This is a genomic window from Pseudomonas libanensis (assembly GCF_001439685.1).
In the GTDB taxonomy this organism is placed as follows: Bacteria; Pseudomonadota; Gammaproteobacteria; order Pseudomonadales; family Pseudomonadaceae; genus Aquipseudomonas; species Aquipseudomonas libanensis.
In genome coordinates, this window is sequence record NZ_JYLH01000001.1 from 614,846 (window position 1) to 640,011 (window position 25,166).

Below are 25,166 nucleotides of genomic sequence, written 5' to 3' on the forward strand. Positions count from 1 at the left end.
ATTTACGCTCCCAAAAGACTTTGCCCGCATACCCGCAGCGCTTGGCCGCTGACCGCACCGGAACCTGGCTGACCGAGCCAGGCCACCGCTTCGGCCACGTCCTGGGGCAAGCCGCCCTGGCCTAATGAACTCATGCGACGCCCGGCTTCACGCAGGGCGAACGGGATATGCGCGGTCATCTGGGTCTCGATAAAGCCTGGCGCCACGGCATTGATGCTGATCCCCCTTTCCTTCAACAGAGGCGCCCAGGCCTGGGCCAGGCCGATCAAGCCGGCCTTGCTCGCGGCGTAGTTGGTTTGCCCGCGATTACCGGCAATGCCGCTGATCGAGGCCAGCAGCACCACGCGTGCGTTGTCATGCAGGCTGCCGCTGTCGAGCAGGGCCTTGGTCAGCACCTGTGGGGCATTGAGGTTGACGGCCAGCACGGCATCCCAGTATTCAGGGGTCATATTGGCCAGGGTCTTGTCGCGGGTGATACCGGCGTTGTGTACCAGGATATCGAGGCCGTCGGGCAGGTGTTCGACCAGTTGGCTGGCGGCGTCTTCGGCGCAGATATCCAGCACCACCGTGCGCGCATTCAAGCGCGCAGCCAGGGCTTCGAGATCGGCCTTGGCCTGGGGCACATCGAGCAGGATCACCTCGGCACCGTCGCGGGCCAGGGTTTCAGCGATGGAAGCACCGATGCCACGGGCGGCGCCGGTGACCAGGGCTTTGCGCCCCGCCAGCGGGCGCGTCCAGTCCTCGACCGGGGTGTCGCAGGCCGCCAGGCGGATGACCTGGCCCGAGATATAAGCGCTTTTCGGCGACAGGAAAAACCGCAGCGCACCCTCCAGCTGGTCCTCGGCGCCGTCGCCCACATACAGCAATTGCAACACGCCGCCGCTGCGCAACTCCTTGGCCAGGGAGCGGCTGAAACCTTCCAGGGCATGCTGGGCGCTGGCAGCAAACGGATCGCTGAGGCTTTCCGGCGCCCGGCCGAGGATCACCAGGTGTGCACTGTGATCAAGGTTTTTCAGCAGCGGCTGGAAGAACTCGCGCAGTTGCTTGAGCTGGTCGGTGTGCTGCAAGTGGCCGGCGTCGAACACCACTGCCTTGAGCTTGGGGCCGTGCCCGGGAATCCACGCGGTTGCTGTCGAGGCTTCGGTGCCGTAGCTGTAAACCGCGTCGGTGAGCCGATTGGCAAACGCCAGCACCTGGGTTGTCAACGAGCCCCCGCCGAGCAGCAGTGCACCCTCGACCGGGCGCAGTCGTCCGGCCTGCCAGCGTTCCAGGCGTACCGGCGACGGCAGGCCAATGGCGGCGACCAGGCGATGGCCGAGGCTTGAGTTGGCGAAGTCGATATAACGGTCAGACATGGAACGCTCTCCGAAGGCTGGGGTTCAAAGGTTGACCACCCTGGGGTGGCAGTCGTTCGATTGAGCCTAGGCTAGGCTTGATGATTCCACCCACCTTCACGAGGGAGCTTTCCATGACTCAATTGCGCCGCGTAGCGATCATTGGCGGTAACCGCATTCCTTTCGCCCGCTCCAATGGCCCTTACGCCACGGCGAGCAACCAGGCGATGCTGACCGCCGCGCTGGAGGGCCTGATCGAGCGCTACAACCTGCACGGCCTGCGCATGGGTGAGGTAGCCGCCGGCGCGGTGCTCAAGCACTCCCGTGATTTCAACCTGACCCGCGAATGCGTGCTCGGCTCGCGCCTGTCGCCGCAAACCCCTGCATACGATATCCAGCAAGCCTGCGGCACCGGGCTGGAGGCGGCGTTGCTGGTGGCCAACAAAATTGCTCTGGGCCAGATCGAATGTGGGATTGCCGGCGGCGTGGACACCACGTCCGATGCGCCGATCGGGGTGAACGAAGGCTTGCGCAAGCTTTTGCTGCAAGCCAATCGCGGTAAATCCATGGGGGATAAACTAAAAACCTTGTTACAACTTCGCCCCCAACATCTCAGGCCGGAACTGCCGCGCAATGGCGAACCACGCACGGGCTTGTCCATGGGCCAGCATTGCGAACTGATGGCGCAGACCTGGCAGATTCCCCGTGCCGAGCAGGACCAGCTTGCGCTTGAGAGTCATCAGAACATGGCCGCGTCCTACGCCGAAGGCTGGCACAACGACTTGCTCACGCCTTTTCTTGGCCTCACCCGCGACAACAACCTGCGCGCCGACCTGACCCTGGAAAAACTCGCCAGCCTCAAGCCGGCCTTCGAGCGCAGCGAAAAGGGCACACTCACTGCCGGCAACTCCACGCCACTCACCGATGGCGCATCCCTGGTGCTGCTGGGCAGTGAAGCCTGGGCCAAGGAGCGCGGCTTGCCGATCCTGGCGTACCTGCGTGATGGCGAAGCGGCGGCGGTGGATTTCGTCAACGGCGCCGAGGGCCTGTTGATGGCGCCGGTGTATGCGGTGCCGCGCTTGCTGGCCCGCAACGGTTTGACCCTGCAGGACTTTGATTACTACGAGATCCACGAAGCCTTCGCCGCCCAGGTGTTGTGCACGCTCAAGGCGTGGGAAGATGCGCACTATTGCAAGACCCGCCTGGGCCTGGATGCGCCGCTGGGGTCCATCGACCGCAGTCGGCTCAACGTCAAGGGCAGTTCCCTGGCGGCGGGTCATCCGTTTGCCGCCACGGGCGGGCGCATCGTCGCCAACCTCGCCAAACTGTTGGACGCAGCGGGCAGAGGTCGCGGGCTGATTTCGATCTGCGCTGCGGGCGGCCAAGGGGTGACGGCGATTATCGAACGCTGATTAACGACAAAACTGGCCCATTGCATGCATTCTTGAGTGGTCAGAGGTCGGTAGCCTCTCCCACCGGCGAGCCGATTGCCGTATAACGAGTGCCACACGCGTGTTTGGTAATACAGGACCCACAATAAAAGCTGATGAAGACTCCTAAACGCATTGAACCCCTGATCGAAGACGGTCTGGTCGACGAAGTGCTGCGCCCACTCATGAGTGGTAAAGAAGCAGCTGTTTATGTGGTGCGCTGCGGCAACGAATTGCGTTGCGCCAAGGTTTACAAGGAGGCGAACAAACGAAGTTTTCGTCAGGCGGCCGAATACCAGGAAGGCCGTAAGGTCCGTAACAGCCGCCAGGCCCGGGCCATGGCCAAGGGCTCCAAGTTCGGCAAGAAAGAAACCGAAGACGCCTGGCAGAACGCCGAAGTTGCGGCGCTGTTCCGCCTGGCCGGTGCCGGCGTTCGCGTGCCCAAGCCGTATGACTTTCTTGAAGGCGTGCTGCTGATGGAACTGGTTGCCGACGAGTACGGCGACGCGGCGCCGCGCCTGAACGACGTGGTGCTGGAGCCGGACCAGGCGCGTGAATACCACGCCTTCCTGATCTCCCAGATTGTGCTGATGCTATGCACTGGCCTGGTGCACGGCGACCTTTCGGAATTCAACGTACTGCTCACGCCAACGGGCCCGGTGATCATCGACCTGCCCCAGGCAGTGGATGCGGCGGGCAACAACCATGCATTCAGCATGTTGGAGCGCGACGTTGGCAACATGGCTTCCTACTTCGGGCGCTTTGCCCCGGAGTTGAAGAAGACCAAGTACGCCAAGGAAATGTGGGCGCTGTACGAAGCCGGTACCTTGCACCCGGCCAGTGTATTGACCGGTGAGTTCGACGAACCGGAAGAACTGGCGGACGTGGGCGGTGTGATCCGCGAGATCGAAGCGGCGCGGCTGGATGAAGAGCGTCGCCAGGCGATTCGTGCGGCGGATGATGCGCCACCGAGCAAAGTGCCGGACGAGCCACCGCCGCCGCCTTGGATGCAATGATCTCCCGGCAAAAGGAGATGTAAAAAATGTGGGAGGGGGCCTGCCCCCTCCCACATTTGGATTGTGTGTATCCAGCCAGAGCATCAGGCGCAGCAGTTCCCCGCTGCCAACTCCTTGAGTATCGGGCAGTCCGGTCGATGATCGCCCTGGCAGTGCTCCATCAGGTCCTGCAAGGTGTCGCGCAGTTGCCCCAATTCGCGAATCTTGTGATTCAGCTCGTCGATGTGCTGGCGCGCCAAGGCTTTTACGTCGGCGCTGGCCCGTTGGCGGTCTTCCCACAGGGTCAGCAGCTTGCCGACTTCTTCCAGTGAAAACCCCAGGTCCCGCGAGCGCTTGATAAACGTCAGAGTGTGCAGGTCGTCATGACCATACACGCGATAGCCGCTGTCAGTGCGATGGGGCGTTTTCAGCAGGCCGATGGATTCGTAGTAGCGAATCATCTTTGCGCTCAGCCCGCTGTTGCGGGCGGCTTGGCCGATGTTCATGGGCGTTGATCCTCCAAGTCCTTGGGTTTCCAGGTTTTCAACAACAGTGCATTACTCACCACGCTGACGCTGGACAAGGCCATCGCCGCACCGGCCAGCACCGGGTTGAGCAGGCCGAAGGCGGCCAGGGGAATGCCGATCAAGTTATACACAAAGGCCCAAAACAAGTTCTGGCGAATTTTCGCGTAGGTCTTGCGGCTGATCTCCAGGGCCGCCGGCACCAGGCGTGGGTCGCCCCGCATCAAGGTGATGCCGGCCGCATGCATGGCCACGTCGGTACCGCCGCCCATGGCGATGCCGATATCGGCCGCGGCCAGGGCCGGGGCGTCGTTGATACCGTCGCCGACCATCGCCACCACGCCGGTTTTTTTCAGTTCGGCAACGGCAGCCGCTTTGTAGGCGGGCAGTACCTCAGCGTGCACATCGTCGATACCCAAGGCCTCCGCGACGACCCGGGCACTGCCGTGGTTATCGCCGGTAATCAGGTGGCTGCTGATGTGTTGCGCCTTGAGTTGTTGCACGGCCTCCAGCGCGCCGGGCTTGAGGGTGTCGCCAAAGGCGAACAAGCCCAATACGCGGGGCTGCGCGCCTTGCTCGATCAGCCAGGACAAGGTGCGGCCTTCGGCCTCCCAATCCTTGGCGCGCTGAGCCAATTCGCCCGCCTCCAAGCCCGTTTCTTGCAGCAAGCGTCGATTACCCAGCGCCAGTGGCCGACCGTCCAGCGTGCCGGCAATGCCGCGTCCGGTCAGGGACTGGCTGGCGCTCACATCGGCCACGTCCAGACCTTTCTCCTGGCACGCATCCAGCACGGCCTTGGCCAATGGGTGTTCACTGCCGCGTTGCAACGCGCCGGCCTGTTGCAACAAGAGGGCTTCGTTGCCATCCACGGCCGCCAGGTGCGCAATTTTCGGCGCGCCGGAGGTGAGGGTGCCGGTCTTGTCGAACACCACGGCGCTCACCGCATGGGCGCGCTCCAGGGCTTCGGCATCCTTGATCAGAATGCCATGGCGCGCGGCGACGCCGGTGCCGGCCATGATCGCGGTGGGTGTGGCCAGGCCCAGGGCGCAAGGGCACGCGATCACCAACACGGCAACCGCATTGATGATCGCAGTTTCCAGGGATGCGCCATACAACCACCAGCCCACCACGGTGATCAACGCCAAGACCAATACCGCTGGTACAAACACCTGGCTGACTTTATCCACCAGTTTCTGGATCGGCGCCTTGGCAGCCTGGGCGTCTTCGACCAGGCGGATGATGCGTGCCAGCACGCTCTCGGCCCCCAGGGCCAGGGTGCGCACCAATAGACGGCCTTCACCGTTGATGGCGCCACCGGTGACCGGGTCGCCTGGCTGTTTAGGCACCGGCAGGCTTTCACCGCTGATCAGCGCCTCATCGGCATGGCTTTGGCCCTCCACCACTTCACCGTCCACCGGGAAGCGTTCGCCGGGTTTGACCAGCACCAGGTCACCGTGCTTCAACGCATTGATTGCGACGTCTTCTTCGCGGCCATCCTGCACGCGGATCGCCCGTTCCGGCCGCAAGGCTTCCAGGGCGCGGATCGCGCTGGCGGTCTGGCGTTTGGCGCGGCTTTCCAGGTATTTGCCCAGCAGCACCAGGGCGATGACCACCGCTGAGGCTTCGAAGTACAGGTGCGGCGTCACGCCGGGGGCGGCGGTGAGCCATTCATAGATGCTCAGGCCGTAGCCGGCGCTGGTGCCGATTGCCACCAGCAGGTCCATATTGCCAGCACCGGCGCGCACGGCTTTCCATGCGGCAACATAGAAGCGCGCACCGAGGATGAATTGCACCGGCGTGGCCAGGGCAAATTGTATCCAGGCGGGGAGCATCCAGTGCAGGCCGAAGGGTTCCACCAGCATTGGCAGCACCAGCGGCAACGCCAAAATAATCCCCGCTGCCAGCGCCCAACGCTCGCGGCGCAGGCGTCGGGCCTGGTCGGCTTCGGTGGCGGTTTCGCTTTGGGGCAGGGTGGCGGTGTAGCCAGCCTTGTCGACTGCGGCAATCAGCACGCTGGCGTCCATCTGGCCGAGCACTTCGATATGGGCGCGTTCGTTGGCCAGGTTGACGCTCACGCGTTGCACCCCAGGCACCTTGCCCAGCGCGCGTTCGACGCGGCCGGCACAGCTGGCGCAGGTCATGCCGCCGATGGGCAAGTCAAATGTGGTGGATCCATTCATGGGACAGTCCTCCAGGAAAAGTTGCCCTTAGGATCAACCTTAACCTGTGGGGAAGGTCAAGCGTCTTCAGTATTCCAATGCTGCAGGCTTGAGGTACATGCCGTCCGGGCCTTGGGCGATACGCAATTTGCGTACATCGCCAGCTTTCAAGGTAATGTTCTGCGCGGGTGGCGCCAGCAGGCTGGGCAGGCAGCCTCGGGACTGACCCGGCAACAGCTTGAGACGCAGCGATACATCGCCCGCAGGCAGATTGAACGAGGTGGCCTGTTCCTGGAACAGGCGTCCGGCCAACTGGTCCTGGATATACAGGCCAATCTCGCAGTTGGTCGGCACCTCCAGGCGCTCGCGGGAAATGATCAGCACCGCATAATCTTCAGCAGCAAGGGCCTGGGGCACAACGGTAGACAAGCTCATCAGGCCGGCAAAGGCAAAAAATGACCAGCGCATGGCAAATGCTCCGTGGTTCACAGTAAGGAAAGTTGAAGCTTGGCCGACGCTGCCAACGAATACCAGCCCGGCCGATTTTTTTGAAACTTGACCTTGCTATCGTGGCAAGGTTGACACTGTGCCCAACCTCATCAAAGGAGTCATGTCATGCAAATATTCAATGTTGAAGGAATGACCTGCGGCCATTGCGTTCGATCAGTGACCCAGGCGGTACAGAGCCAGGACCCGGCAGCGAGTGTCGAAGTAGATTTGGGCGCTAAAGAAGTGCGCGTGGCAAGCAGTCTGCCCTCGGATAAGGTCATCCAACTGATCACCGAGGAGGGCTACACCGCCAAGCTGGCGTAGTTTTTATGATCGTTAGCGACCTAACGTAATGTTCACGGCACCCAAGCGCGGCTAGACTGTCGAGCTGCCGACTCACTTGGGTGTCTGATGAACCTTCGCATAATCCTGATTTTGGGCGCCTTGAGCGCCTTTGCGCCGTTGGCGATCGATTTTTACCTGCCGGGCTTTCCGGCAATGGCCACGGCCTTTGCCACCGATGAAAAACATATCCAGTTGACCCTGGCGGTGTACTTCGCCGGCCTGGCCATTGGCCAATTGATCTACGGCCCGCTGGCCGACCGTTTTGGCCGGCGTATACCGCTGCTCAGCGGCGTCACCCTGTTTACCCTCGCGTCCTTCGCCTGTGCCTACGCACCGTCCCTGGAGTGGCTGATCGCTGCGCGTTTCGTGCAGGCCCTTGGCGGTTGCGCGGGCATGGTGATTTCCCGGGCGGTGGTCAGTGACAAGTGCGATGCGGTGGGCTCGGCCAAGGTGTATTCGCAATTGATGCTGGTCACCGGCCTGGCGCCGATCCTTGCACCTTTGGCGGGTGGGTTGATGGTCGGGGTGTGGGGCTGGCAATCGATCTTCCTGGCACTGTCGCTGTTCAGCGTAATGGCGGCGATTGCCGTGGCAGTCGGGCTGCCGGAAACCTTCCCGGCCGATCAGCCGCGCCAGCCGTTGTCTGGCTCGTTGCGCCGCTACGGCTCGCTGTTGTCGGACCGCGTATACCTCGGCTATGCCTTGACCGGCGGCATCTCGATTGCCGGCATGTTTGCCTACATCGCCGGCTCTCCCTTTGTATTTATCAAACTCTACGGCGTGCCTGCCGAGCATTACGGCTGGCTGTTCGGTTCCAACGCCGCCGGCTTTATCCTGGTGGCGCAGTTGAATGCGCGGTTGCTGGCCAAGCGCGGCCCGGCGTTTTTGCTGTCGCGCACGGTGTGGGTTTATGTGGCGGCCGCGTTGACGTTGCTGGGTATTGCCGCGCTGCGCACAGAGGCCTTGTGGCCTTTGCTGGTGCCACTGTTTATCTGTATCGCCAGCCTGGGCTGCATTTTGCCCAATACCTCGGCGTGCGCCATGAGCGGGCAGGGCGCCAGGGCCGGCAGTGCTTCGGCGTTGCTAGGTTGCATTCAGTTCGGTGTGGCGGCAGGGGCCGCGTCGTTGGTCGGCGTGTTGCACGACGGCACGGCGATGCCGATGGCCATGGTCATCAGCTTGTGTGGTGTGCTGGCGGTGACCATTGCGATGTCGACCCAGCGCCTGCAACGGGCAAGGGCCGAACAGGCGCAGGTCTGAAATGCGGCTCAGCCAGCGGCAGAGCGTTGCTGGCCGAGGGGAAAGCGGTGGGGCGCCTGGATACGGGCTTGCAGGGTATCGGCAAAGGCGCGGGCCTCGGCTTCACTGCGGAAGGTGATGGCTTCGCCGTCGAGACGAACCTGCCATTGGCTGCCTGGGGATTTTGCTAACGCTTTTATCAGGATCTTCATTGCTGACTTCCTCGCGTAAAAGACTCGTGGCAAAGGCGGCCAATATAAACCCGAATCCCCCCAAAAATATGACAAGGATCAACTCTCGGACTAATGGTGTCGTCCATTACTTACATGAATAACGGACGACACTGACAGTCGTTTTTTCAGAACCCTTCCAGCACGATCTTGCCCTTGGCCTTGCCACTTTCCAGCAGCGCGTGGGCACGCCGCAGGTTGGCCGCATTGATTACACCGAAGTGCTCGCCCACCGTGGTTTCCAGGATGCCGGCGTCGATCAGTTCGGCCACGCGGTTGAGCAAGTTGTGCTGCTCGATCATGTCCGGCGTTTCGAACATCGAGCGGGTGTACATGAACTCCCAGTGCAGCGACAGGCTCTTGCGCTTGAGCTTGCTTACGTCCAGCGCCTTGGGGTCGTCGATCAGCGCCAGCTTGCCCTGGGGTTGCAGCGCTTCCACCAGTTGATCGAGGTGATGCTCGGTCTGGGTCAGGCTGGCAACGTGGGTCACTTGCGGATGACCGGCCTGTTTCAGCGCTTCGCTCAGCGGCTGGCTGTGGTCGATCACCAGGTGGGCACCCAGGGCCTTGGCCCATGCCTGAGTCTCAGGGCGCGAGGCGGTGCCGATGACTTTCAGCGCGGTGAGCTGGTTGGCCAGTTGCGTCAGGATCGACCCCACGCCGCCGGCTGCGCCGACGATCAGCAGGCTCTGGCCTTGATCTTCCTTGCCTTCAATTATCTGCAAGCGTTCGAACAGCAGCTCCCAGGCGGTGATGGCGGTCAACGGCAGTGCAGCGGCCTCGGCAAACCCCAGGCTCTTGGGCATATGGCCGACGATACGCTCATCTACCGTGTGCAGTTCGCTGTTGCCGCCTGGGCGTACCAGGGAACCGGCGTAGAACACCTTGTCGCCAGCCTTGAACAGCGTCACGTCGCTGCCAACGGCCTTGACCACACCGGCTACATCCCAGCCCAGCACCTTGGCGGCGCCGTTTTCGGGAGTGACGTTCTGGCGCACCTTGGTGTCCACTGGGTTGACCGAGATGGCTTTGACTTCCACCAACAGGTCACGCGGGCCGGCCACGGGCTCCGGCAGTTCGATGTCTTGCAGGGATTTTGGGTCGTTGATCGGCAGTGAGGCGTAGTAGGCAATGGCTTTCATGGTGGCTCCGATAAATGGGCTGTGTGAAACGGGTGATAACGGAATGGGCAGATGATTGGCTATTTCCCATGCCGATAAAAGCGGCTAAAACAGCAGTCTGTTTCAATAAAATTTTGATAATGGGTGGAAATGCATGCTGCGTTTTGATGATTTGCAGTTGTTTGTGCGCGCTGCGGACCTGGGCAGCCTGTCTGCAGCAGCGCGGGGCATGGACCTGTCACCAGCGGTAGCCAGTGCCGCATTGAAGCGTATTGAGCAGCAACTGGGCGCACGCTTGCTGGCGCGCTCCACTCGCAGCTTGCGCCTGACCGCCGAGGGTGAAGGTTTCCTGGAGTATGCCCGTGCCGCGCTGAGCGCCCTGGATGAAGGTCGGCGCCTGTTGGCCAGCGGCCAGGATCATGTCAGTGGTGTGTTGCAACTGTCGGCCCCTTCGGATTTCGGCCGTAACCAGTTGCTGCCATGGTTGGATGAATTCCAGCAGGAACACCCGCAGTTAAACGTACGGCTGTTGCTCGGCGATCGCATTGCCGACCTGTTCCGCCAGCCGGTGGACATCGCCTTGCGCTATGGCGAACCCGAAGACTCCAGCCTGATTGCGCTGCCCATCGCCGCGGACAATATTCGAGTGCTGTGTGCCGCCCCCTGTTACCTCGCCCGCCATGGCGAACCGCGCCATCTGGAACAATTGGCCCAGCACAATTGCCTGCTATACATGCTCGGTACCCGCGTGCATGACCACTGGGGGTTTTATGACGGCAAACGTCAAGTGAGCTTGACGGTCAGTGGTGATCGGTTCAGTGATGATGCCGACGTCGTCCGCCGCTGGGCGGTGGCGGGGATGGGGATTGCCTATAAGTCCTGGCTGGATGTAAGCACCGACGTGCTGGCCGGGCGCTTGCGCTTGATCCTGCCGGAGCTGCAGGGCGAGCGCACGCCGCTCAACTTGCTGTGTGCCCACCGTGCGCAATTGAGCAAACCGATCAATCTGCTGCGGGACATGCTCGTGGCACGTTGTGCGACATTGACCGCGCAGCGACCGGGGCGAATGGCTGCTAGGCAATAGCCTGCGCCACGGTCGGAAGTTTCACTCATATCCTGTCCTGATCTGCGCTGTCAGACGCCGCGGAACCGCTGGCCTGCGCACCTATACTTTGGCCTCAACCGCAGCAGAAAAATGGTTTAACAGGGAGTGAATACATGGAAGCAGCACCTTGCATCAGTCAGATCGCCAGCTTGCTCGCCGAGCCCAAGCGTACGGCCATGCTCTGGGCCTTGATGGACGGCTCGGCGAAGTCTTCAGAAGAGCTGGCGAGCCTGGCCGGACTGTCGCCGGCATCGGCCAATGCACATTTGGCGCGCCTGACCGGCAGTGGCCTGCTGCGGACCGAGGCTCGACGGGGCAAGCGGTTGTTTCGCGTGGCGGCTGCGGATGTCAGTGTCGCCATTGATGCGCTGGCCAGTACCACCATGGCCAGCGCGGCGCGCAGCACGCCGAATACCTTGCCGCCGGCGCTTATGGCGCCACCGCTGCTGCGGCGTGCCCGGCTGTGCCATGGCCATCTTGGCGGCGAGCTGGCGGCGGGGCTGTACCAGCGGATGTTGGAGGCGGGCTGGATCGAGCGCCATGAGCAGCGTACCGAGGTCACGGTCAAGGGCGCGCAGTATTTGGCAGGCCTGGGCATTTTTACCCAGGCACTGGCGGCGCCGTTGGCCTGCGATTGCTTCGACTGGAGCCAGCAGCAGCCACATCTGGGCGGGGCGTTGGGTGCGGGGTTGTTGCAACTGTTCCTGCAGTCGGGCTGGATCAGTGTGGTCAACGAGTCGCGGGCCTTGCAGGTTTCCGATATCGGGCTCGTGGAAATAAACCGGCTGGCGGCAGTGTAGGCGCCTCGTCAGCGGTTTGCGTCGTTCAGGGTTTCAGTCAGGTCGCATCCAGCAATAGCCAGGGATAACGATGTCGCACACTCGCCAAGGGATTTTTTACAAGGGGGTGTGGCATGGGTATACAGGGCTATAGCGCAGCGGAACGGTTGGAACGGCTGCCGATCAGTGGTTACCACCGAATCATTTTCATCATCATCGCCTTGGCGTTTTTCTTCGACTCCATGGACTTGGCGATGATGACCTTCCTGTTGGGGTCGATCAAAACCGAGTTTGGCTTGAGCACCGCCCAGGCCGGATTACTGGCCAGTTCGAGCTTTTTCGGCATGGTGGTCGGCGCTTCGCTGTCCGGCATGCTTGCCGATCGCTTCGGGCGCAAGCCGGTGTTCCAGTGGAGCATCGTGTTGTGGGGCGTCGCCAGTTACTTGTGTTCCACGGCGCAGACGGTGGAGATGCTGACGTTGTTTCGTATTCTGCTGGGCATTGGCATGGGCATGGAGTTTCCCATCGCTCAGTCGATGCTGTCGGAGCTGATTCCGGCCAAGGGGCGCGGGCGCTATATCGCGTTGATGGATGGTTTCTGGCCGTTGGGTTTTGTGGCCGCAGGCGTGTTGTCTTACTTCCTGTTACCGGTGATTGGCTGGCGCGACATCTTCCTGGTGTTGGCGGTGCCGGCGGTGTTTGTGTTGGCTATCCGGTTCTTTATCCCGGAATCACCGCGCTGGCTGGAACAGGCCGGAAAGCATGACGCGGCGGACAAGGTCTTGCTGGGCATTGAGCAGAAGGTACGCGAGTCCCTGGGCCGCGCTGATTTACCCGAGCCGGTTGCCCTGCCACGGGTCGAGACTGTGCCGGGGACTTTCTTCTCCGCGTTCCAGCAGCTGTGGTCGGCGCAGTACCGCCAACGCACAATGATGATCTGGAGTGTGTGGTTTTTTGCCTTGCTCGGCTTTTACGGGCTGACGTCGTGGTTGAGTGCGTTGTTGCAGCAATCGGGTTTTGCCGTGACCCAGTCGGTGTATTACACCGTGATCATTTCCCTGGGCGGGATCCCGGGCTTCCTGATGGCGGCGTGGCTGGTCGAGCGCTGGGGGCGTAAGCCGGTGTGCGTCGTGACGCTGCTGGGCGGCGGGGTGATGGCGTTTTTGTATGGGCAAAGTGCGGTATTTGGTGGCAACGTCGGCTTGCTGATTACTTCGGGGCTGCTGATGCAGTTCTTCCTGTTTGGCATGTGGGCCGTGCTGTACACCTACACGCCGGAGTTGTATCCCACTTCGGCGCGGGCGACGGGCTCCGGGTTTGCTTCGGCGGTTGGCCGGGTTGGCTCATTGCTGGGGCCGTTGGTAACCGGGCTGGTATTCCCGATAACAGGGCAGGGCGGGGTATTTGCCTTGGGCGCGCTGTGCTTTGCGGTGGCGGCGCTGGTGGTGTGGGTGTTTGGGATGGAGACCAAAGGCAAGACGCTGGAAGAGCTCACCCAAGTCTAAAGGTCAATACAAAACCTCTGCGGGAGGGGGCATGCCCCCTCCCACATTTAGCATGCATTCATTTAATGATGGTTGGTTATGGTTTTACGAGACGCGCATCCAGGCTGTTTTGCGCCAGGCGTTTGGCCTGGTCCTGGGTCATGCCCAGTGAGGTGTACAGCGCGTGGAAGTTCTCGGTGACATAGCCGCCGAAGTACGCCGGGTCATCCGAGTTCACAGTCACCTTCACGCCACGCTCGAGCATGTCGAGGATGTTGTGCTGGGCCATGTCGTCGAACACGCAGAGCTTGGTATTGGACAGCGGGCACACGGTCAACGGGATCTGCTCGTCGATGATGCGCTGCATCAGGCGCTCGTCTTCGATGGCGCGCACGCCATGGTCGATGCGCTGGATCTTCAGCAGGTCGATGGCTTCCCAGATGTACTCGGGCGGGCCCTCTTCACCGGCGTGGGCCACGGTCAGGAAACCTTCGTGACGGGCACGGTCGAACACGCGCTGGAACTTGCTCGGTGGGTGGCCCATTTCCGAGCTGTCCAGGCCCACGGCCACGAACGCGTCACGGAAAGGCAGGGCCTGGTCGAGGGTTTTTTCGGCTTCGGCTTCGCTCAGGTGGCGCAGGAAACTGAGGATCAAGCCGCTGGTGATACCCAGTTGTTGCTCGCCATCCTTAAGTGCCGCGGCAATGCCGTTGAGCACCACTTCGAACGGCACGCCACGGTCGGTGTGGGTCTGCGGGTCGAAGAAGGGTTCGGTGTGAATCACGTTCTGGGCCTTGCAGCGCAGCAGGTAGGCCCAGGTCAGGTCGTAGAAATCCTGGGACGTGCGCAGCACATCGGCGCCTTTGTAATACAGGTCGAGAAACTCTTGCAGATTATTGAAGGCATAGGCCTTGCGCAGGGTTTCGACGTCGTTCCACGGCAGCGCAATCTTGTTGCGCTCGGCCAGGGCGAACAGCAACTCAGGCTCCAGCGAACCCTCCAGGTGCAGGTGCAATTCAGCCTTGGGCAGGGCGTTGAGCCAATCGTACATTTTTAAAATCTCATCAGGTGCAATGGCGGCATTCTACAGGCCATGGCTGAAATAATCGGCAAAACCTGACCAGCAGGAGAGTATTTGTCTCACCCACGCAAGGTTGATGTGAACTAAGGTGTAACGAAACGTTAGCGGCTTGGCGCAGTCTGTACCCCATCAATGACTGATTCGCCGTATGAAAAGGCCCGGAATGCTCACATCCCTCAAGCAAGAAAAATTCATGTTGTTGGCGCTGATAGCCGCCATTGCTGCCTACCCTCTGGAGCACTGGATGCTCCACAGCGGGCAGTTGGTGGCGCTGCTGGCGGGCTTGGCGCTGATCGCCTTTATCGTGATGGCTTCGATGCGCGTCGCGCACCATGCCGAGCAACTGGCGGAAAAGGTAGGTGACCCCTACGGCACCATGATCCTGACCCTCGCCGCGGTATTGGTGGAGGTGGTGATCCTGGCGATCATGATGAGCAACGAGCCATCACCCACGCTGGTGCGTGACACCATCTACTCGGCGGTGATGCTCGATATCAACGGCATCCTCGGCCTGGCCGCGCTGATGGGCGGCATCAAGCATGGCGAGCAGTCCTATAACGATGATTCGGCGCGCACCTACAGCGTGATGATCCTTACCGCCATGGGTGTGTCGATGGTGGTGCCGGAGTTTATCCCCGAAGCGGATTGGAAAATCTACTCGGCCTTCACCATTGGCGCGATGGTGGTGCTTTACACCTTGTTCCTGCGCATGCAGGTGGGGCCGCACAGTTATTTCTTCAGCTACAGCTACCCGGAAAAGCGCCGCAAGAAACAGCCGGAAGACGAGCATGCGCCGTCTGTCAGCCTGACGTTTTCCATTGCGACCCTGGTGTTTGGGGTGATCGTGATTGGCGCGCTGGCCGAGGTGATGTCCAAGACCCTCGACCTGGGCCTGGAAGGCACCGGCGCACCGCCGGTGATTACCGCGATTGTGGTGGCGGCTATCTCGGCCGCGCCGGAAATCCTCACGGCACTGCGCGCTGCGTTGGCTAACCGCATGCAGTCGGTGGTGAATATTGCGTTGGGGGCATCGTTGTCCACGGTGATCCTGACGGTGCCGGTGATGGAGGCCATGGCCCTGTATTCCGGCCAGCCGTTCCAGATGGCGATGACGCCGGTGCAGACGGTGATGGTGTTTATCACGCTGATCGTCAGTGCGATCAACCTCAATGATGGTGAAACCAACGCCATCGAAGGGATGACTCATTTTGTGTTGTTTGCGACTTTTATCATGCTGTCGCTGTTGGGTTTGTAATCGATTTGAAAAGTGGCACAGATCCAATGTGGGAGCGGGCTTGCTCGCGAATGCGCTGTGTCAGTCAGTACATCTGTGACTGAACCACCGCATTCGCGAGCAAGCCCGCTCCCACATTTTGATTGGCGCCTGGCTTAGGTGCCCGCGATCAATTGGCGCGCCGCCTGGCTGTGATCGGCGATCAAGGCCTTGAGGTCCAGGCCTTCCACTTGGCCGTCGATCACCCGCCACTTGCCGCCAACCATCACTCGATCTGCACGATCCGCACCGCACAACAGCAGCGCTGAAATCGGATCGTGGCTACCGGAAAAGCGCAGTTCGTCCAGCTTGAATAGCGCCAGGTCAGCTTGCTTGCCTACCGCCAGTTCACCAATATCCGTGCGCCCCAGCAACTGCGCCGAGCCCTTGGTGGCCCAGCCCAATACGCCTTCAGGAGTGATCTTTTCCGCGCCGTAACGCAGGCGCTGGATATACAGGGCCTGGCGCGCTTCAAGGATCATGTTCGAAGCGTCGTTGGAGGCGGAGCCGTCCACGCCCAGGCCGATGGGCGCGCCGGCGGCAAGCAGGTCCAGGGTCGGGCAGATGCCGGAGGCCAGGCGCATATTCGAACTTGGGCAGTGGCAGATGCCAGTTCCGGCGGCGCCCAGGCGCTCGATTTCGTCCGGGTTGAAGTGAATGCCGTGGGCCAGCCAGGTGCGCGGGCCGAGCCAGCCGACGCTGTCGAGGTAATCCACGGTGCGCAGGCCGAAACGTTGCAGGCAGAAATCTTCCTCGTCGAGGGTTTCCGCCAAGTGGGTGTGCAGGCGCACATCCAGGCGGTTGGCCAGCTCGGCGCTGGCTTGCATGATCTCGGGGGTGACCGAGAACGGCGAGCACGGCGCCAGGGCTATCTGGATCTGTGCACCGTCGCCACGCTGGTGGTATTCGCGGATCAGGCGCTGGCTGTCGTCGAGAATCACCTGGCCTTGTTGTACGGTCTGCTGCGGCGGCAGGCCACCATCGGCCTCGCCCAGGCTCATGGAGCCGCGGGTGAGCATGGCGCGCATGCCCAGTTCGCGCACGCTTTCTACCTGCACATCTATGGCGTTTTCCAGGCCATCAGGGAACAGGTAGTGGTGGTCGGCTGCGGTGGTGCAGCCTGAGAGCAGCAATTCAGCCAAGGCAACTTTGCTGGCCAGGGCAAGTTTTTCCGGGGTGAGCCGTGCCCATACCGGGTACAGGGTCTTCAACCAGGGAAACAACGGCTGGTTGACCACCGGGCCCCAGGCGCGGGTCAGGGTTTGATAGAAGTGATGGTGGGTGTTGATCAGCCCAGGCAGGACCACATGCTCGCGAGCGTCGAACACCTGTGCACAGGGTTGTGCCGGTTCTTGGCCTTGGGCCAGCACTTCGGTGATCACACCGTCTTGCAGCACCAGGCCACCGCGGGCATCGAGGCCATTGGCAGTGAAAATCGCGAGAGGGTTTTTTAACCAGATACGGGTCGCAGGCATTGGCCGGCTCCTCTGAATGATGGGTTCAGGTTTGCCAGCTCAGTGTTGCCCTGTCTGCTGATCCAGGGTCGCCGGGGAGGGCGAGGTGGGCAGTTTACGCGTGGATCGTTATCGACGGCAATCGGTCGATAACGACCCTTTGCCACTTACCAGTCGATGGTGTCGCCCTTGTAGTCCACGAAGTGATGGCCGCCTTTGCCGGTGTAGGCATTCACCTGGTCCACCAGGCCGCGCACGCTGGTCTCGACGTCGATGTGTGCGTTTTCGCCGCCCATGTCGGTCTTCACCCAGCCCGGATGCAGCGACAGCACCGTCGGCTTGTGCTCGCCCAGTTGCGTGATAAAGCTATTGGTCATCGAATTGAGGGCGGCCTTGCTGGCCTTGTACAGCGCCAGATCCGAGTTGTCGGGAATGGTCACGCTGCCCAGCACCGAACTCATGAAGGCCAGCACGCCGGTATCTTTGCGGATCTGCCCGACAAAGCGCTGGGCCAGGTTGATCGGTGCCACGGCGTTGGTGAAAAACAGCTGGCCGACTTCCGCCAGCGTGGCGTGGCCGGGCTCCTGGTTCGCCGGGCCCTTGACGCCAGCGTTGACGAACAGCAGGTCGAAGGTGCGGTCTTTCAGGCGTTGGGCCAGGGCGATCACGGCTTGCTGGTCGTCCATGTCCAACTTCTCGACCTGCACCGGCCCCACGGCTTTCAGCGCATCGGCTTTGTTCGGATCGCGCACGGTGGCGGTCACATCCCAGCCATCCTGGAGCAATTGCTTGACCAGGCCAAGCCCCAGCCCGCGTGAGGCGCCGATGATCAGTGCGGTTTTTGGCGTAGACATGAAAGGCTTCCTTTGAATCGCGGTTCAGGGAGTTCAGCGCGTAACAGTAGCAGTTTCAACGTTGCAGCAGGATGCGCCCACGGCTCAGGTCGGCGAGCTGGGCTTGCAGGGTGTCGATGTGTGCCTCCCCCAGCGCAAGCCGCAGCTCCACGCCGTTGGCGGTGAAGGTTTCTTCCACCACCAGGCCTGCGAGTTCAGCGATACGCAGCTTCACCAGGTTCAGCTCGGAAAACCCACAGGCGCAGCTCAGTGGCACACGGCTGATCAGTTCGATGCGCTCGGCATTTTGCAGGCACTTGTTCGCACCGCCGCCATAAGCACGGGCCAGCCCGCCGGTACCCAGCTGGATGCCGCCGTACCAGCGGATCACCAACACCGCGACCTGATCAAAGCCCTGTGCCTCGATAGCCGCAAGAATCGGGCGTCCGGCGGTTCCGCCAGGTTCGCCATCATCGTTGCTGCGGTATTGGTCGGCCAGCTTCCAGGCCCAGCAGTTATGCGTGGCGTTCAGGTCGCTGTATTGCTCGAAAAATGCCTGGGCGTCCTGCGGGCTGGTGATGGGTACCGCCAGGGTGATAAAGCGGCTTTTGCGGATTTCTTCACGAAATTCGCAAAGGCCTGTCAGCGTAAAAGACATAACTCGCTTCGTTTATGGGGCTGGCTTGATGCCGCAGCCTTTGAGGATGATCTGGATCAGATTGGTGCCAGCGTCTTCCATGTCCTGCTTGGTCAGCTTGGTGCGCCCGGTGACGCGGCAGATCTGGGTGGCGAAGTCGGCGTAGTGCTGGGTGCTGCCCCACAGCAGGAAGATCAAATGCACCGGGTCGACGGGGTCCATTTTGCCGGCGTCGATCCAGGCCTGGAACACCGCCGCCCGGCCACTGAACCAGGCACGATAGTCCTGGCTGAAATATTCGGTGAGGCATTCGCCGCCGCTGATGATCTCCATGGCGAAGATCCGTGAGGCTTGTGGCTGGCGTCGCGAAAATTCCATCTTGGTGCGGATGTAGCGCGTAAGTGCCACGGCAGGGTCGTCCTCGGCGGTCAGCGCGTTGAAGGTGCTGTCCCACAGTTCGAGGATATTGCTGAGTACCGCGATGTACAGGCCCAGCTTGTTGGTGAAGTAGTAGTGCAAGTTGGCCTTGGGCAATCCGGCACTGGCAGCAATGGTATTCATGCTGGTGCCTTTGTAGCCATGGCGGGCGAATTCATCTTCAGCAGCCTGGAGAATCGCTTGTTCGTTCTTTTGCCGGATGCGGCTGGCGGGTTTACCGGCGTGGTTGCTGTGGGCAGGAACTTCGAGGCTCATGGAGGTTTCCGTGCTGATCGATAGAGACGACGTGTGCACAGATAACCCACCCTCAAGCCTCAGACAAGTCCCGATGCAATAAAACCGTCAAAGCGGTTCCAGGCTGTCGCTTTCTGGCGTGTGGTTTGCGGCAGTGGTGCTCGGCTTGGCTTCCGGCAGTAACAGGCACAAGAGGATGGCGGTGAGGCCGCCGCTGGTGATGGCGGAGTCGAACAGGTTCTGCACCAGTGTTGGCATCAGGTGCAGCAGGTTGGGCTGGGCAGCGATACCCAGGCCGACGCCGAATGAGGTGGCGATGATCAACATGCTGCGTCGGTCCAGCGGCGCCTGGGCAAGAATACGCACGCCGGCAGCGGCCACACTGCCGAACATCACCAGGGTCGCGCCGCCCAGCACTGGTTTGGGAATTTGCTGCAGCACGGCGCCGATCAGCGGAAACAGGCCGAGACAGAACAGCAACGCGCCGATATATAAGCCGACGTAACGGCTGGCCACGCCGGTGAGTTGGATCACGCCATTGTTCTGGGCGAAGGTGGTATTGGGGAAGGCGCTGAAAGTGGCGGCGATCATGCAGCTCACGCCATCGCCCAGCACGCCGCCCTTGAGTCGGCTTATATAAGAGGGGCCGCTGATCGGTTGGCGGGCAATCATGCAATTGGCAGTGAGGTCGCCGACGGTTTCGATACTGCTGATCAGATAAATCAGCGCTATCGGCAGGAAGGCGCTCCAGTCGAAGTTGAAACCGAAGCGGAACGGCGTAGGCAGGCTGATCAGGGGCAGGTCAGGCAGGGCCTGGGGAGTGAGTTTGCCGCTGAGCCATGCGGCCAGGCTCCCCAGGGCCAGGCCGATGATGATCGCCGAGAGGCGTACCCATGGGGTATTGGAGCGGTTGAGCAGAATGATCGTCAGCACCACGAACAAGCCGAGCGCCAGGTTGACGGGGGCGCCAAAGTCCGGTGCATTGAAGCCGCCGCCGAGATCGGTGATGCCCACCTTGATCAGGCTGATGCCGATCAACGTAATCACAATCCCTGTAACCAGAGGCGTGATGACTCGACGCAGTTGGCCGATAAAGCGGCTCAGCACGATCTGTACCGCCGCGCCGAAGAAGCACACGCCGAAGATCATCGCCAGAATATCTTCCGGGCTACCACCGCGTTGCTTCACCAGAAAACCTGCCGACAACACCGCGCCGAGAAACGCAAAGCTGGTGCCTTGCAGGCAGATCATCCCGGCGCCGATACCAAACGGCCTGCGTGCCTGGATGAAAGTACCTACGCCCGAGACCATCAGCGCCATGCTGATCAGGTAGGGCAGGTGGGCGGTGAGGCCGAGGGTAGAGCCGATGATCAGCGGTGGGGTGATGATGCCGACGAACGCCGCCAGTACATGTTGCAGCGCTGCCAATAGCGCAGGCAGTGGTTTCGGGCGGTCGTTGAGGCTGTAGATCAGGTCGCTGGAGTTGGAGGATTCTGGGGGCATGGCGGGTTAACTCGAGGCAGACGGTTCAAGGTCTCTGTGCCTTGCAAAAAGCTGTCCAGCTGCTCAGCTTTTACCTCGAGGCCCGAGTTAGCGGGTTGCGGCCAGGCTTTCCAGGAAGCTTTCCAGCACCAAATGAGGGCGGCGGCCCTTGCGTGTGACCGATGCCAGGCTCAAATCGTAAAAACGTGTCGCCGGTTTCAGCGCACGCAGTCGGCCTTGTTGCACCCACAAGCTGGCGTAGTGATCGGGCAAGTAACCGATGTAGCGGCCGGTGAGGATCAGGAACGCCATGCCCTCACGGTCCGAGGCGCTGGCGGTGCAGTTGAGCGCTTGGTAATGGGCCTGGATCTGCGCAGGTAAGCGAAAGGTGGGGGCGATGGCGTCCTGGTTGTCGATGCGTTCGTCGTTCAGTTGTTTGTTGTCGGCATAAAACAGTGGGTGACCGACCGCGCAATAGAGTAGCGAGCGTTCGCTGTACAGCGGTTGGTATTCCAGCCCCGACAGCGCGCTGGCCTGGGGCACCACGCCGACGTGCAGGCGCCCGTCGAGCACACCTTGTTCCACTTCATTGGGGGCGATCATGCGGATCTGGATCTGCACGTCCGGGCCTCGCTCCTTCAACTGTGCCAGTGCATGGGTGATGCGCATATGGGGCAGGGTGACAAGGTTGTCGGTAAGGCCGATGATCAATTCGCCGCGCAGGTGCTGGTGCAGGCCGTTGACCTCAGTGCGAAAGCTTTCCAGGGCACTCAATAATTGCAGGGCTGACTGATAGACCTCGCGACCTTCCTCGGTCAGGGAAAACCCGGCGCGGCCGCGTTGGCAGAGCCTTAGCCCGAGGCGCTGTTCAAGGTCGCTCATCTGTTGACTGATCGCCGAGCGGCCAATACCGAGTACGGCTTCTGCCGCCGAGAAGCCGCCGCACTCCACCACGCTGCGAAAAATGCGCAACAAGCGAATATCAAAGTCGCTGACTTGCGCCAAAGGGTCGGGACGACGGCTGCTCATAGTTTAGTAAAGTTCTGACTGAAGGTTAGAAGAGTTGGATTTCATCGACTTTATCCCCGTGGCAATTTAGCTGCAAGAACGCTTTTCCGATCCCGACGCTGCCTTTTGCCTTGCGAGGTTTTGCTGATGAACATGCCCGAAAACGCCCCATCGTCCCTGGCCAGCCAACTGAAGTTGGACGCGCACTGGATGCCCTACACCGCCAACCGTAACTTCCAGCGTGACCCGCGCCTGATCGTGGCCGCCGAAGGCAGTTGGTTGATCGATGACAAGGGGCGTAAGGTCTACGATTCGTTGTCGGGGCTGTGGACCTGTGGCGCCGGGCATACGCGCAAGGAAATCCAGGAAGCCGTTGCCAAGCAACTGGGTACCTTGGACTATTCTCCAGGTTTCCAATACGGTCATCCGTTGTCTTTCCAGCTGGCGGAAAAGATTACCGACTTGACCCCAGGCAACCTGAATCACGTGTTCTTCACCGACTCCGGCTCCGAGTGTGCCGATACCGCAGTGAAGATGGTGCGCGCCTACTGGCGCCTGAAAGGCCAGGCCACCAAGACCAAGATGATCGGACGCGCCCGCGGCTACCACGGTGTGAATATCGCCGGTACCAGCCTGGGCGGCGTCAACGGTAACCGTAAGTTGTTTGGCCAGGCGATGATGGATGTTGACCATCTGCCTCACACCTTGCTGGCGAGCAATGCGTTCTCCCGTGGTATGCCGGAGCAGGGCGGTATCGCGCTGGCCGATGAATTGCTCAAGTTGATTGAGTTGCATGACGCGTCGAACATCGCGGCAGTGTTTGTAGAGCCGATGGCCGGTTCCGCTGGTGTGCTGGTGCCGCCACAGGGTTACCTCAAGCGTCTGCGTGAGATTTGCGATCAGCACAATATCCTGTTGGTGTTCGACGAAGTGATCACCGGTTTCGGCCGTACGGGCTCGATGTTCGGTGCCGACAGCTTCGGCGTGACCCCGGACCTGATGTGCATCGCCAAGCAGGTCACCAATGGTGCGATTCCGATGGGCGCGGTGATTGCCAGCAGCGAGATCTATCAGACCTTCATGAACCAGGCGACTCCGGAGTACGCCGTGGAATTCCCCCACGGTTACACCTATTCGGCGCACCCGGTGGCTTGCGCGGCTGGCCTGGCGGCATTGGACCTGTTGCAGAAGGAAAACCTGGTGCAGAGCGTAGCCGAAGTCGCGCCGCACTTTGAGAATGCGTTGCATGGTCTGAAGGGCAGCAAGAATGTGATCGACATCCGTAACTACGGTCTGGCCGGTGCGATTCAGATTGCCCCGCGTGACGGGGATGCCATCGTGCGGCCATTCGAGGCTGGCATGGCCTTGTGGAAAGCCGGTTTCTACGTGCGCTTTGGCGGTGACACCCTGCAGTTCGGGCCAACGTTCAACAGCAAGCCGCAGGACCTGGATCGTCTGTTTGACGCGGTCGGCGAAGTGCTGAACAAGATCGACTGATTTCTCCTTCTATATAGAACCATTTTTCAGGAGCCCTGCATGAGCCTTATCCAGCATTTGATCAACGGCCAGTTGGTCAGCGACAGCGGTCGTACCGCCGATGTGTACAACCCATCCACTGGCCAGGTAATTCACCAGGTGCCGTTGGCCAATCGCGAAACCATTCAAAGTGCGATCGACTCGGCCAAGGCGGCGTTCCCGGCCTGGCGTAATACGCCGCCGGCCAAGCGTGCGCAGGTGATGTTCCGTTTCAAGCAATTGCTGGAGCAGAACGAAGCGCGTATCTCGCAGTTGATCAGCGAAGAGCATGGCAAGACCTTGGAAGATGCGGCGGGTGAACTCAAGCGCGGGATTGAGAACGTGGAGTACGCGTGCTCGGCACCGGAGATTCTCAAGGGGGAGTACAGCCGCAATGTTGGGCCGAACATTGATGCATGGTCGGACTTCCAGCCGTTGGGCGTGGTGGCGGGGATTACTCCGTTCAACTTCCCGGCCATGGTGCCGTTGTGGATGTATCCGCTGGCGATTGTGTGCGGTAACTGTTTCATCCTTAAGCCGTCCGAACGTGATCCAAGCTCGACGCTGTTGATCGCGCAGCTGTTGCAGGAAGCTGGCTTGCCTAAAGGTGTACTGAGTGTGGTGCACGGCGACAAGGGCGCGGTGGATGCATTGATCGAAGCGCCGGAAGTAAAAGCCTTGAGCTTTGTAGGCTCGACGCCGATTGCCGAGTACATCTATTCCGAGGCGACCAAGCGTGGTAAGCGCGTACAAGCGTTGGGCGGAGCGAAGAACCACGCCGTGCTGATGCCGGATGCGGATCTGGATAATGCCGTGAGTGCCTTGATGGGCGCGGCGTATGGTTCTTGCGGCGAGCGTTGCATGGCGATTTCGGTGGCTGTGTGCGTCGGCGACCAAGTGGCGGATGCGTTGATCGCCAAGTTGGTGCCGCAGGTCAAGGCGTTGAAGATCGGCGCGGGCACTTCTTGCGGCCTGGATATGGGGCCATTGGTGACGGGCCAGGCTCGGGATAAGGTCAGTGGCTACATAGAAGAAGGTGTGACTGCGGGCGCGGAGTTGGTGGTTGATGGTCGCGGCTTGAGCATTGCTGGGCATGAGCAAGGGTTCTTTCTCGGCGGCAGTTTGTTCGATCACGTGACCCCTGAGATGCGCATCTATAAAGAAGAAATCTTCGGACCGGTGCTGTGTGTAGTGCGGGTCGACAGCCTGGAAGCTGCAATGCAGCTGATCAATGATCACGAATATGGCAATGGCACCTGCATCTTCACCCGTGATGGTGAGGCGGCGCGGCTGTTCTGTGACGAGATTGAAGTGGGCATGGTGGGGGTCAATGTGCCGCTGCCGGTTCCGGTTGCTTATCACAGCTTTGGTGGTTGGAAACGTTCGCTGTTTGGCGATCTGCATGCCTATGGGCCGGACGGGGTGCGTTTCTACACCCGTCGCAAGGCGATCACCCAGCGTTGGCCGCAGCGGGCCAGCCATGAAGCGTCGCAATTCGCCTTCCCTAGTCTTTAAGGCTCGGTAAGTGGAAAGCCGGCTCCTTAGGGCCGGCTTTCGCGTTTCCGGGGCTTTTTATGACCCATGTGACAGAAATGTGAAAAAGAAGGTTGACGGCAGATTCTGGAAGCCTATAATTCGCCCCACTTCCGGCGCAGTCGAAACGGAAAACTCCTTGGTAAACAATGAGTTATGAAGTTTTCGGCAGCAAGTTGCTTCAGTTCACCGAAGCCCAAAGGAAGTTGAAAAAGAGGTGTTGACAGCAGCGTGTAACGCTGTAGAATTCGCCTCCCGCTGATGAGAGATCAGAAGCGCAAGTGGTTGAAGTTGTTGAAGAAATCTTCGAAAGCTTCTGAAAATAATCACTTGACAGCAAATGAGGCTGCTGTAGAATGCGCGCCTCGGTTGAGACGAAAGATCTTAACCAACCGCTCTTTAACAACTGAATCAAGCAATTCGTGTGGGTGCTTGTGGGGTCAG

At 60.7% G+C, this 25,166-nt stretch carries 23 protein-coding genes; 10 read left to right on the forward strand and 13 right to left on the reverse strand.

What is annotated here, in order from left to right:
- Positions 1-2: 2 nt before the first annotated feature.
- The gene (locus TU73_RS02630; protein ID WP_057010832.1) at positions 3-1,355 is read right to left on the reverse strand and encodes a 3-oxoacyl-ACP reductase; all 1,353 of its coding nucleotides are present in this window, start codon (positions 1,353-1,355) and stop codon (positions 3-5) included.
- 113 nt (positions 1,356-1,468) lie between these two features.
- Between TU73_RS02630 and TU73_RS02635 the strand changes: the two genes are divergently transcribed.
- Entirely contained in the window at positions 1,469-2,746 is a 1,278-nt protein-coding gene (locus TU73_RS02635; RefSeq protein WP_057010833.1) for an acetyl-CoA C-acetyltransferase, read from the forward strand.
- Positions 2,747-2,880: 134 nt separating this feature from the next.
- Positions 2,881-3,780, forward strand: a complete 900-nt coding sequence (locus tag TU73_RS02640; protein ID WP_043051735.1) for a PA4780 family RIO1-like protein kinase — start codon at positions 2,881-2,883, stop codon at positions 3,778-3,780.
- Between the two features lie 83 nt (positions 3,781-3,863).
- Here the strand turns inward: TU73_RS02640 and cueR are convergent, their stop codons facing one another.
- The 3 genes from cueR to TU73_RS02655 all read right to left on the reverse strand — a co-directional run bounded on the left by cueR (position 3,864) and on the right by TU73_RS02655 (position 6,910).
- Positions 3,864-4,265 carry a Cu(I)-responsive transcriptional regulator gene (cueR, locus tag TU73_RS02645; protein ID WP_046070750.1) on the reverse strand — a complete coding sequence of 134 codons (402 nt, stop codon included), beginning with the start codon at positions 4,263-4,265 and terminating at the stop codon, positions 3,864-3,866.
- Positions 4,262-6,463, reverse strand: a complete 2,202-nt coding sequence (locus TU73_RS02650; protein WP_057010834.1) for a heavy metal translocating P-type ATPase — start codon at positions 6,461-6,463, stop codon at positions 4,262-4,264. The genes cueR and TU73_RS02650 overlap by 4 nt, the downstream gene beginning before the upstream one ends.
- 66 nt (positions 6,464-6,529) lie before the next feature.
- Positions 6,530-6,910, reverse strand: a complete 381-nt coding sequence (locus TU73_RS02655) for a hypothetical protein (protein ID WP_057010835.1) — start codon at positions 6,908-6,910, stop codon at positions 6,530-6,532.
- Positions 6,911-7,057: 147 nt separating this feature from the next.
- Here TU73_RS02655 and TU73_RS02660 point away from each other — a divergent pair, with 147 nt between their 5' ends.
- The gene (locus tag TU73_RS02660) at positions 7,058-7,255 is read left to right on the forward strand and encodes a heavy-metal-associated domain-containing protein (RefSeq protein WP_057010836.1); all 198 of its coding nucleotides are present in this window, start codon (positions 7,058-7,060) and stop codon (positions 7,253-7,255) included.
- 87 nt (positions 7,256-7,342) lie between these two features.
- On the forward strand, positions 7,343-8,536 hold the full coding sequence (locus TU73_RS02665; RefSeq protein ID WP_057010837.1) for a multidrug effflux MFS transporter: 1,194 nt from the start codon (positions 7,343-7,345) through the stop codon (positions 8,534-8,536).
- An 8-nt stretch (positions 8,537-8,544) separates the two neighbouring features.
- Here TU73_RS02665 and TU73_RS02670 read toward each other — a convergent pair whose 3' ends face one another.
- Positions 8,545-8,727 (reverse strand): hypothetical protein, encoded by a 183-nt coding sequence (locus TU73_RS02670; RefSeq protein ID WP_043051481.1) that lies wholly within the window; start codon positions 8,725-8,727, stop codon positions 8,545-8,547.
- 146 nt (positions 8,728-8,873) lie between these two features.
- Complete coding sequence (locus tag TU73_RS02675) at positions 8,874-9,887, reverse strand: zinc-binding alcohol dehydrogenase family protein (RefSeq protein WP_057010838.1); 1,014 nt, start codon at positions 9,885-9,887, stop codon at positions 8,874-8,876.
- A 133-nt stretch (positions 9,888-10,020) separates the two neighbouring features.
- Between TU73_RS02675 and TU73_RS02680 the strand changes: the two genes are divergently transcribed.
- The 3 genes from TU73_RS02680 (at position 10,021) to TU73_RS02690 (ending at position 13,255) form a co-directional block, all read left to right on the forward strand.
- Positions 10,021-10,950 carry a LysR family transcriptional regulator gene (locus TU73_RS02680; RefSeq protein ID WP_057010839.1) on the forward strand — a complete coding sequence of 310 codons (930 nt, stop codon included), beginning with the start codon at positions 10,021-10,023 and terminating at the stop codon, positions 10,948-10,950.
- Between the two features lie 134 nt (positions 10,951-11,084).
- On the forward strand, positions 11,085-11,771 hold the full coding sequence (locus tag TU73_RS02685; RefSeq protein WP_057010840.1) for an ArsR/SmtB family transcription factor: 687 nt from the start codon (positions 11,085-11,087) through the stop codon (positions 11,769-11,771).
- Positions 11,772-11,884: 113 nt separating this feature from the next.
- Positions 11,885-13,255 (forward strand): MFS transporter, encoded by a 1,371-nt coding sequence (locus TU73_RS02690; RefSeq protein ID WP_057010841.1) that lies wholly within the window; start codon positions 11,885-11,887, stop codon positions 13,253-13,255.
- Positions 13,256-13,331: 76 nt separating this feature from the next.
- Here TU73_RS02690 and TU73_RS02695 read toward each other — a convergent pair whose 3' ends face one another.
- Positions 13,332-14,285, reverse strand: a complete 954-nt coding sequence (locus TU73_RS02695; protein WP_043051475.1) for an adenosine deaminase — start codon at positions 14,283-14,285, stop codon at positions 13,332-13,334.
- Between the two features lie 193 nt (positions 14,286-14,478).
- Here TU73_RS02695 and TU73_RS02700 point away from each other — a divergent pair, with 193 nt between their 5' ends.
- The gene (locus TU73_RS02700) at positions 14,479-15,570 is read left to right on the forward strand and encodes a calcium:cation antiporter (protein ID WP_057010842.1); all 1,092 of its coding nucleotides are present in this window, start codon (positions 14,479-14,481) and stop codon (positions 15,568-15,570) included.
- A 134-nt stretch (positions 15,571-15,704) separates the two neighbouring features.
- Here the strand turns inward: TU73_RS02700 and TU73_RS02705 are convergent, their stop codons facing one another.
- From TU73_RS02705 to TU73_RS02730, 6 genes are all read right to left on the reverse strand, one after another.
- Positions 15,705-17,063: an 8-oxoguanine deaminase gene (locus tag TU73_RS02705; RefSeq protein WP_057010843.1), complete on the reverse strand. Its 1,359-nt coding sequence runs from the start codon at positions 17,061-17,063 to the stop codon at positions 15,705-15,707.
- Positions 17,064-17,209: 146 nt separating this feature from the next.
- On the reverse strand, positions 17,210-17,896 hold the full coding sequence (locus TU73_RS02710) for an SDR family oxidoreductase (protein ID WP_057010844.1): 687 nt from the start codon (positions 17,894-17,896) through the stop codon (positions 17,210-17,212).
- Positions 17,897-17,951: 55 nt separating this feature from the next.
- Positions 17,952-18,533, reverse strand: a complete 582-nt coding sequence (locus TU73_RS02715) for an IMPACT family protein (protein WP_057010845.1) — start codon at positions 18,531-18,533, stop codon at positions 17,952-17,954.
- Between the two features lie 12 nt (positions 18,534-18,545).
- Positions 18,546-19,205: a TetR/AcrR family transcriptional regulator gene (locus tag TU73_RS02720; protein WP_057010846.1), complete on the reverse strand. Its 660-nt coding sequence runs from the start codon at positions 19,203-19,205 to the stop codon at positions 18,546-18,548.
- An 87-nt stretch (positions 19,206-19,292) separates the two neighbouring features.
- On the reverse strand, positions 19,293-20,687 hold the full coding sequence (locus TU73_RS02725) for a uracil-xanthine permease family protein (protein WP_057010847.1): 1,395 nt from the start codon (positions 20,685-20,687) through the stop codon (positions 19,293-19,295).
- A gap of 87 nt (positions 20,688-20,774) precedes the next feature.
- Positions 20,775-21,695, reverse strand: a complete 921-nt coding sequence (locus TU73_RS02730; RefSeq protein ID WP_057010848.1) for a LysR family transcriptional regulator — start codon at positions 21,693-21,695, stop codon at positions 20,775-20,777.
- 126 nt (positions 21,696-21,821) lie between these two features.
- On the opposite strand from TU73_RS02730, the gene aptA reads away from it, so the two are divergent.
- Together aptA and TU73_RS02740 are read left to right on the forward strand one after the other, a co-directional pair.
- Complete coding sequence (aptA, locus tag TU73_RS02735) at positions 21,822-23,171, forward strand: omega-aminotransferase AptA (protein ID WP_057010849.1); 1,350 nt, start codon at positions 21,822-21,824, stop codon at positions 23,169-23,171.
- A 39-nt stretch (positions 23,172-23,210) separates the two neighbouring features.
- Positions 23,211-24,704, forward strand: a complete 1,494-nt coding sequence (locus TU73_RS02740) for a CoA-acylating methylmalonate-semialdehyde dehydrogenase (protein WP_057010850.1) — start codon at positions 23,211-23,213, stop codon at positions 24,702-24,704.
- Positions 24,705-25,166 lie beyond the last annotated feature (462 nt).

Coding starts and splice junctions, on each gene's coding strand:
- TU73_RS02630 (WP_057010832.1), bottom strand. CDS start 1,355: ATGTCTGACCGTTATATCGACTTCGCCAACTCAAGCCTCGGCCATCGC.
- TU73_RS02635 (WP_057010833.1), top strand. CDS start 1,469: ATGACTCAATTGCGCCGCGTAGCGATCATTGGCGGTAACCGCATTCCT.
- TU73_RS02640 (WP_043051735.1), top strand. CDS start 2,881: ATGAAGACTCCTAAACGCATTGAACCCCTGATCGAAGACGGTCTGGTC.
- cueR (WP_046070750.1), bottom strand. CDS start 4,265: ATGAACATCGGCCAAGCCGCCCGCAACAGCGGGCTGAGCGCAAAGATG.
- TU73_RS02650 (WP_057010834.1), bottom strand. CDS start 6,463: ATGAATGGATCCACCACATTTGACTTGCCCATCGGCGGCATGACCTGC.
- TU73_RS02655 (WP_057010835.1), bottom strand. CDS start 6,910: ATGCGCTGGTCATTTTTTGCCTTTGCCGGCCTGATGAGCTTGTCTACC.
- TU73_RS02660 (WP_057010836.1), top strand. CDS start 7,058: ATGCAAATATTCAATGTTGAAGGAATGACCTGCGGCCATTGCGTTCGA.
- TU73_RS02665 (WP_057010837.1), top strand. CDS start 7,343: ATGAACCTTCGCATAATCCTGATTTTGGGCGCCTTGAGCGCCTTTGCG.
- TU73_RS02670 (WP_043051481.1), bottom strand. CDS start 8,727: ATGAAGATCCTGATAAAAGCGTTAGCAAAATCCCCAGGCAGCCAATGG.
- TU73_RS02675 (WP_057010838.1), bottom strand. CDS start 9,887: ATGAAAGCCATTGCCTACTACGCCTCACTGCCGATCAACGACCCAAAA.
- TU73_RS02680 (WP_057010839.1), top strand. CDS start 10,021: ATGCTGCGTTTTGATGATTTGCAGTTGTTTGTGCGCGCTGCGGACCTG.
- TU73_RS02685 (WP_057010840.1), top strand. CDS start 11,085: ATGGAAGCAGCACCTTGCATCAGTCAGATCGCCAGCTTGCTCGCCGAG.
- TU73_RS02690 (WP_057010841.1), top strand. CDS start 11,885: ATGGGTATACAGGGCTATAGCGCAGCGGAACGGTTGGAACGGCTGCCG.
- TU73_RS02695 (WP_043051475.1), bottom strand. CDS start 14,285: ATGTACGATTGGCTCAACGCCCTGCCCAAGGCTGAATTGCACCTGCAC.
- TU73_RS02700 (WP_057010842.1), top strand. CDS start 14,479: ATGCTCACATCCCTCAAGCAAGAAAAATTCATGTTGTTGGCGCTGATA.
- TU73_RS02705 (WP_057010843.1), bottom strand. CDS start 17,063: ATGCCTGCGACCCGTATCTGGTTAAAAAACCCTCTCGCGATTTTCACT.
- TU73_RS02710 (WP_057010844.1), bottom strand. CDS start 17,896: ATGTCTACGCCAAAAACCGCACTGATCATCGGCGCCTCACGCGGGCTG.
- TU73_RS02715 (WP_057010845.1), bottom strand. CDS start 18,533: ATGTCTTTTACGCTGACAGGCCTTTGCGAATTTCGTGAAGAAATCCGC.
- TU73_RS02720 (WP_057010846.1), bottom strand. CDS start 19,205: ATGAGCCTCGAAGTTCCTGCCCACAGCAACCACGCCGGTAAACCCGCC.
- TU73_RS02725 (WP_057010847.1), bottom strand. CDS start 20,687: ATGCCCCCAGAATCCTCCAACTCCAGCGACCTGATCTACAGCCTCAAC.
- TU73_RS02730 (WP_057010848.1), bottom strand. CDS start 21,695: ATGAGCAGCCGTCGTCCCGACCCTTTGGCGCAAGTCAGCGACTTTGAT.
- aptA (WP_057010849.1), top strand. CDS start 21,822: ATGAACATGCCCGAAAACGCCCCATCGTCCCTGGCCAGCCAACTGAAG.
- TU73_RS02740 (WP_057010850.1), top strand. CDS start 23,211: ATGAGCCTTATCCAGCATTTGATCAACGGCCAGTTGGTCAGCGACAGC.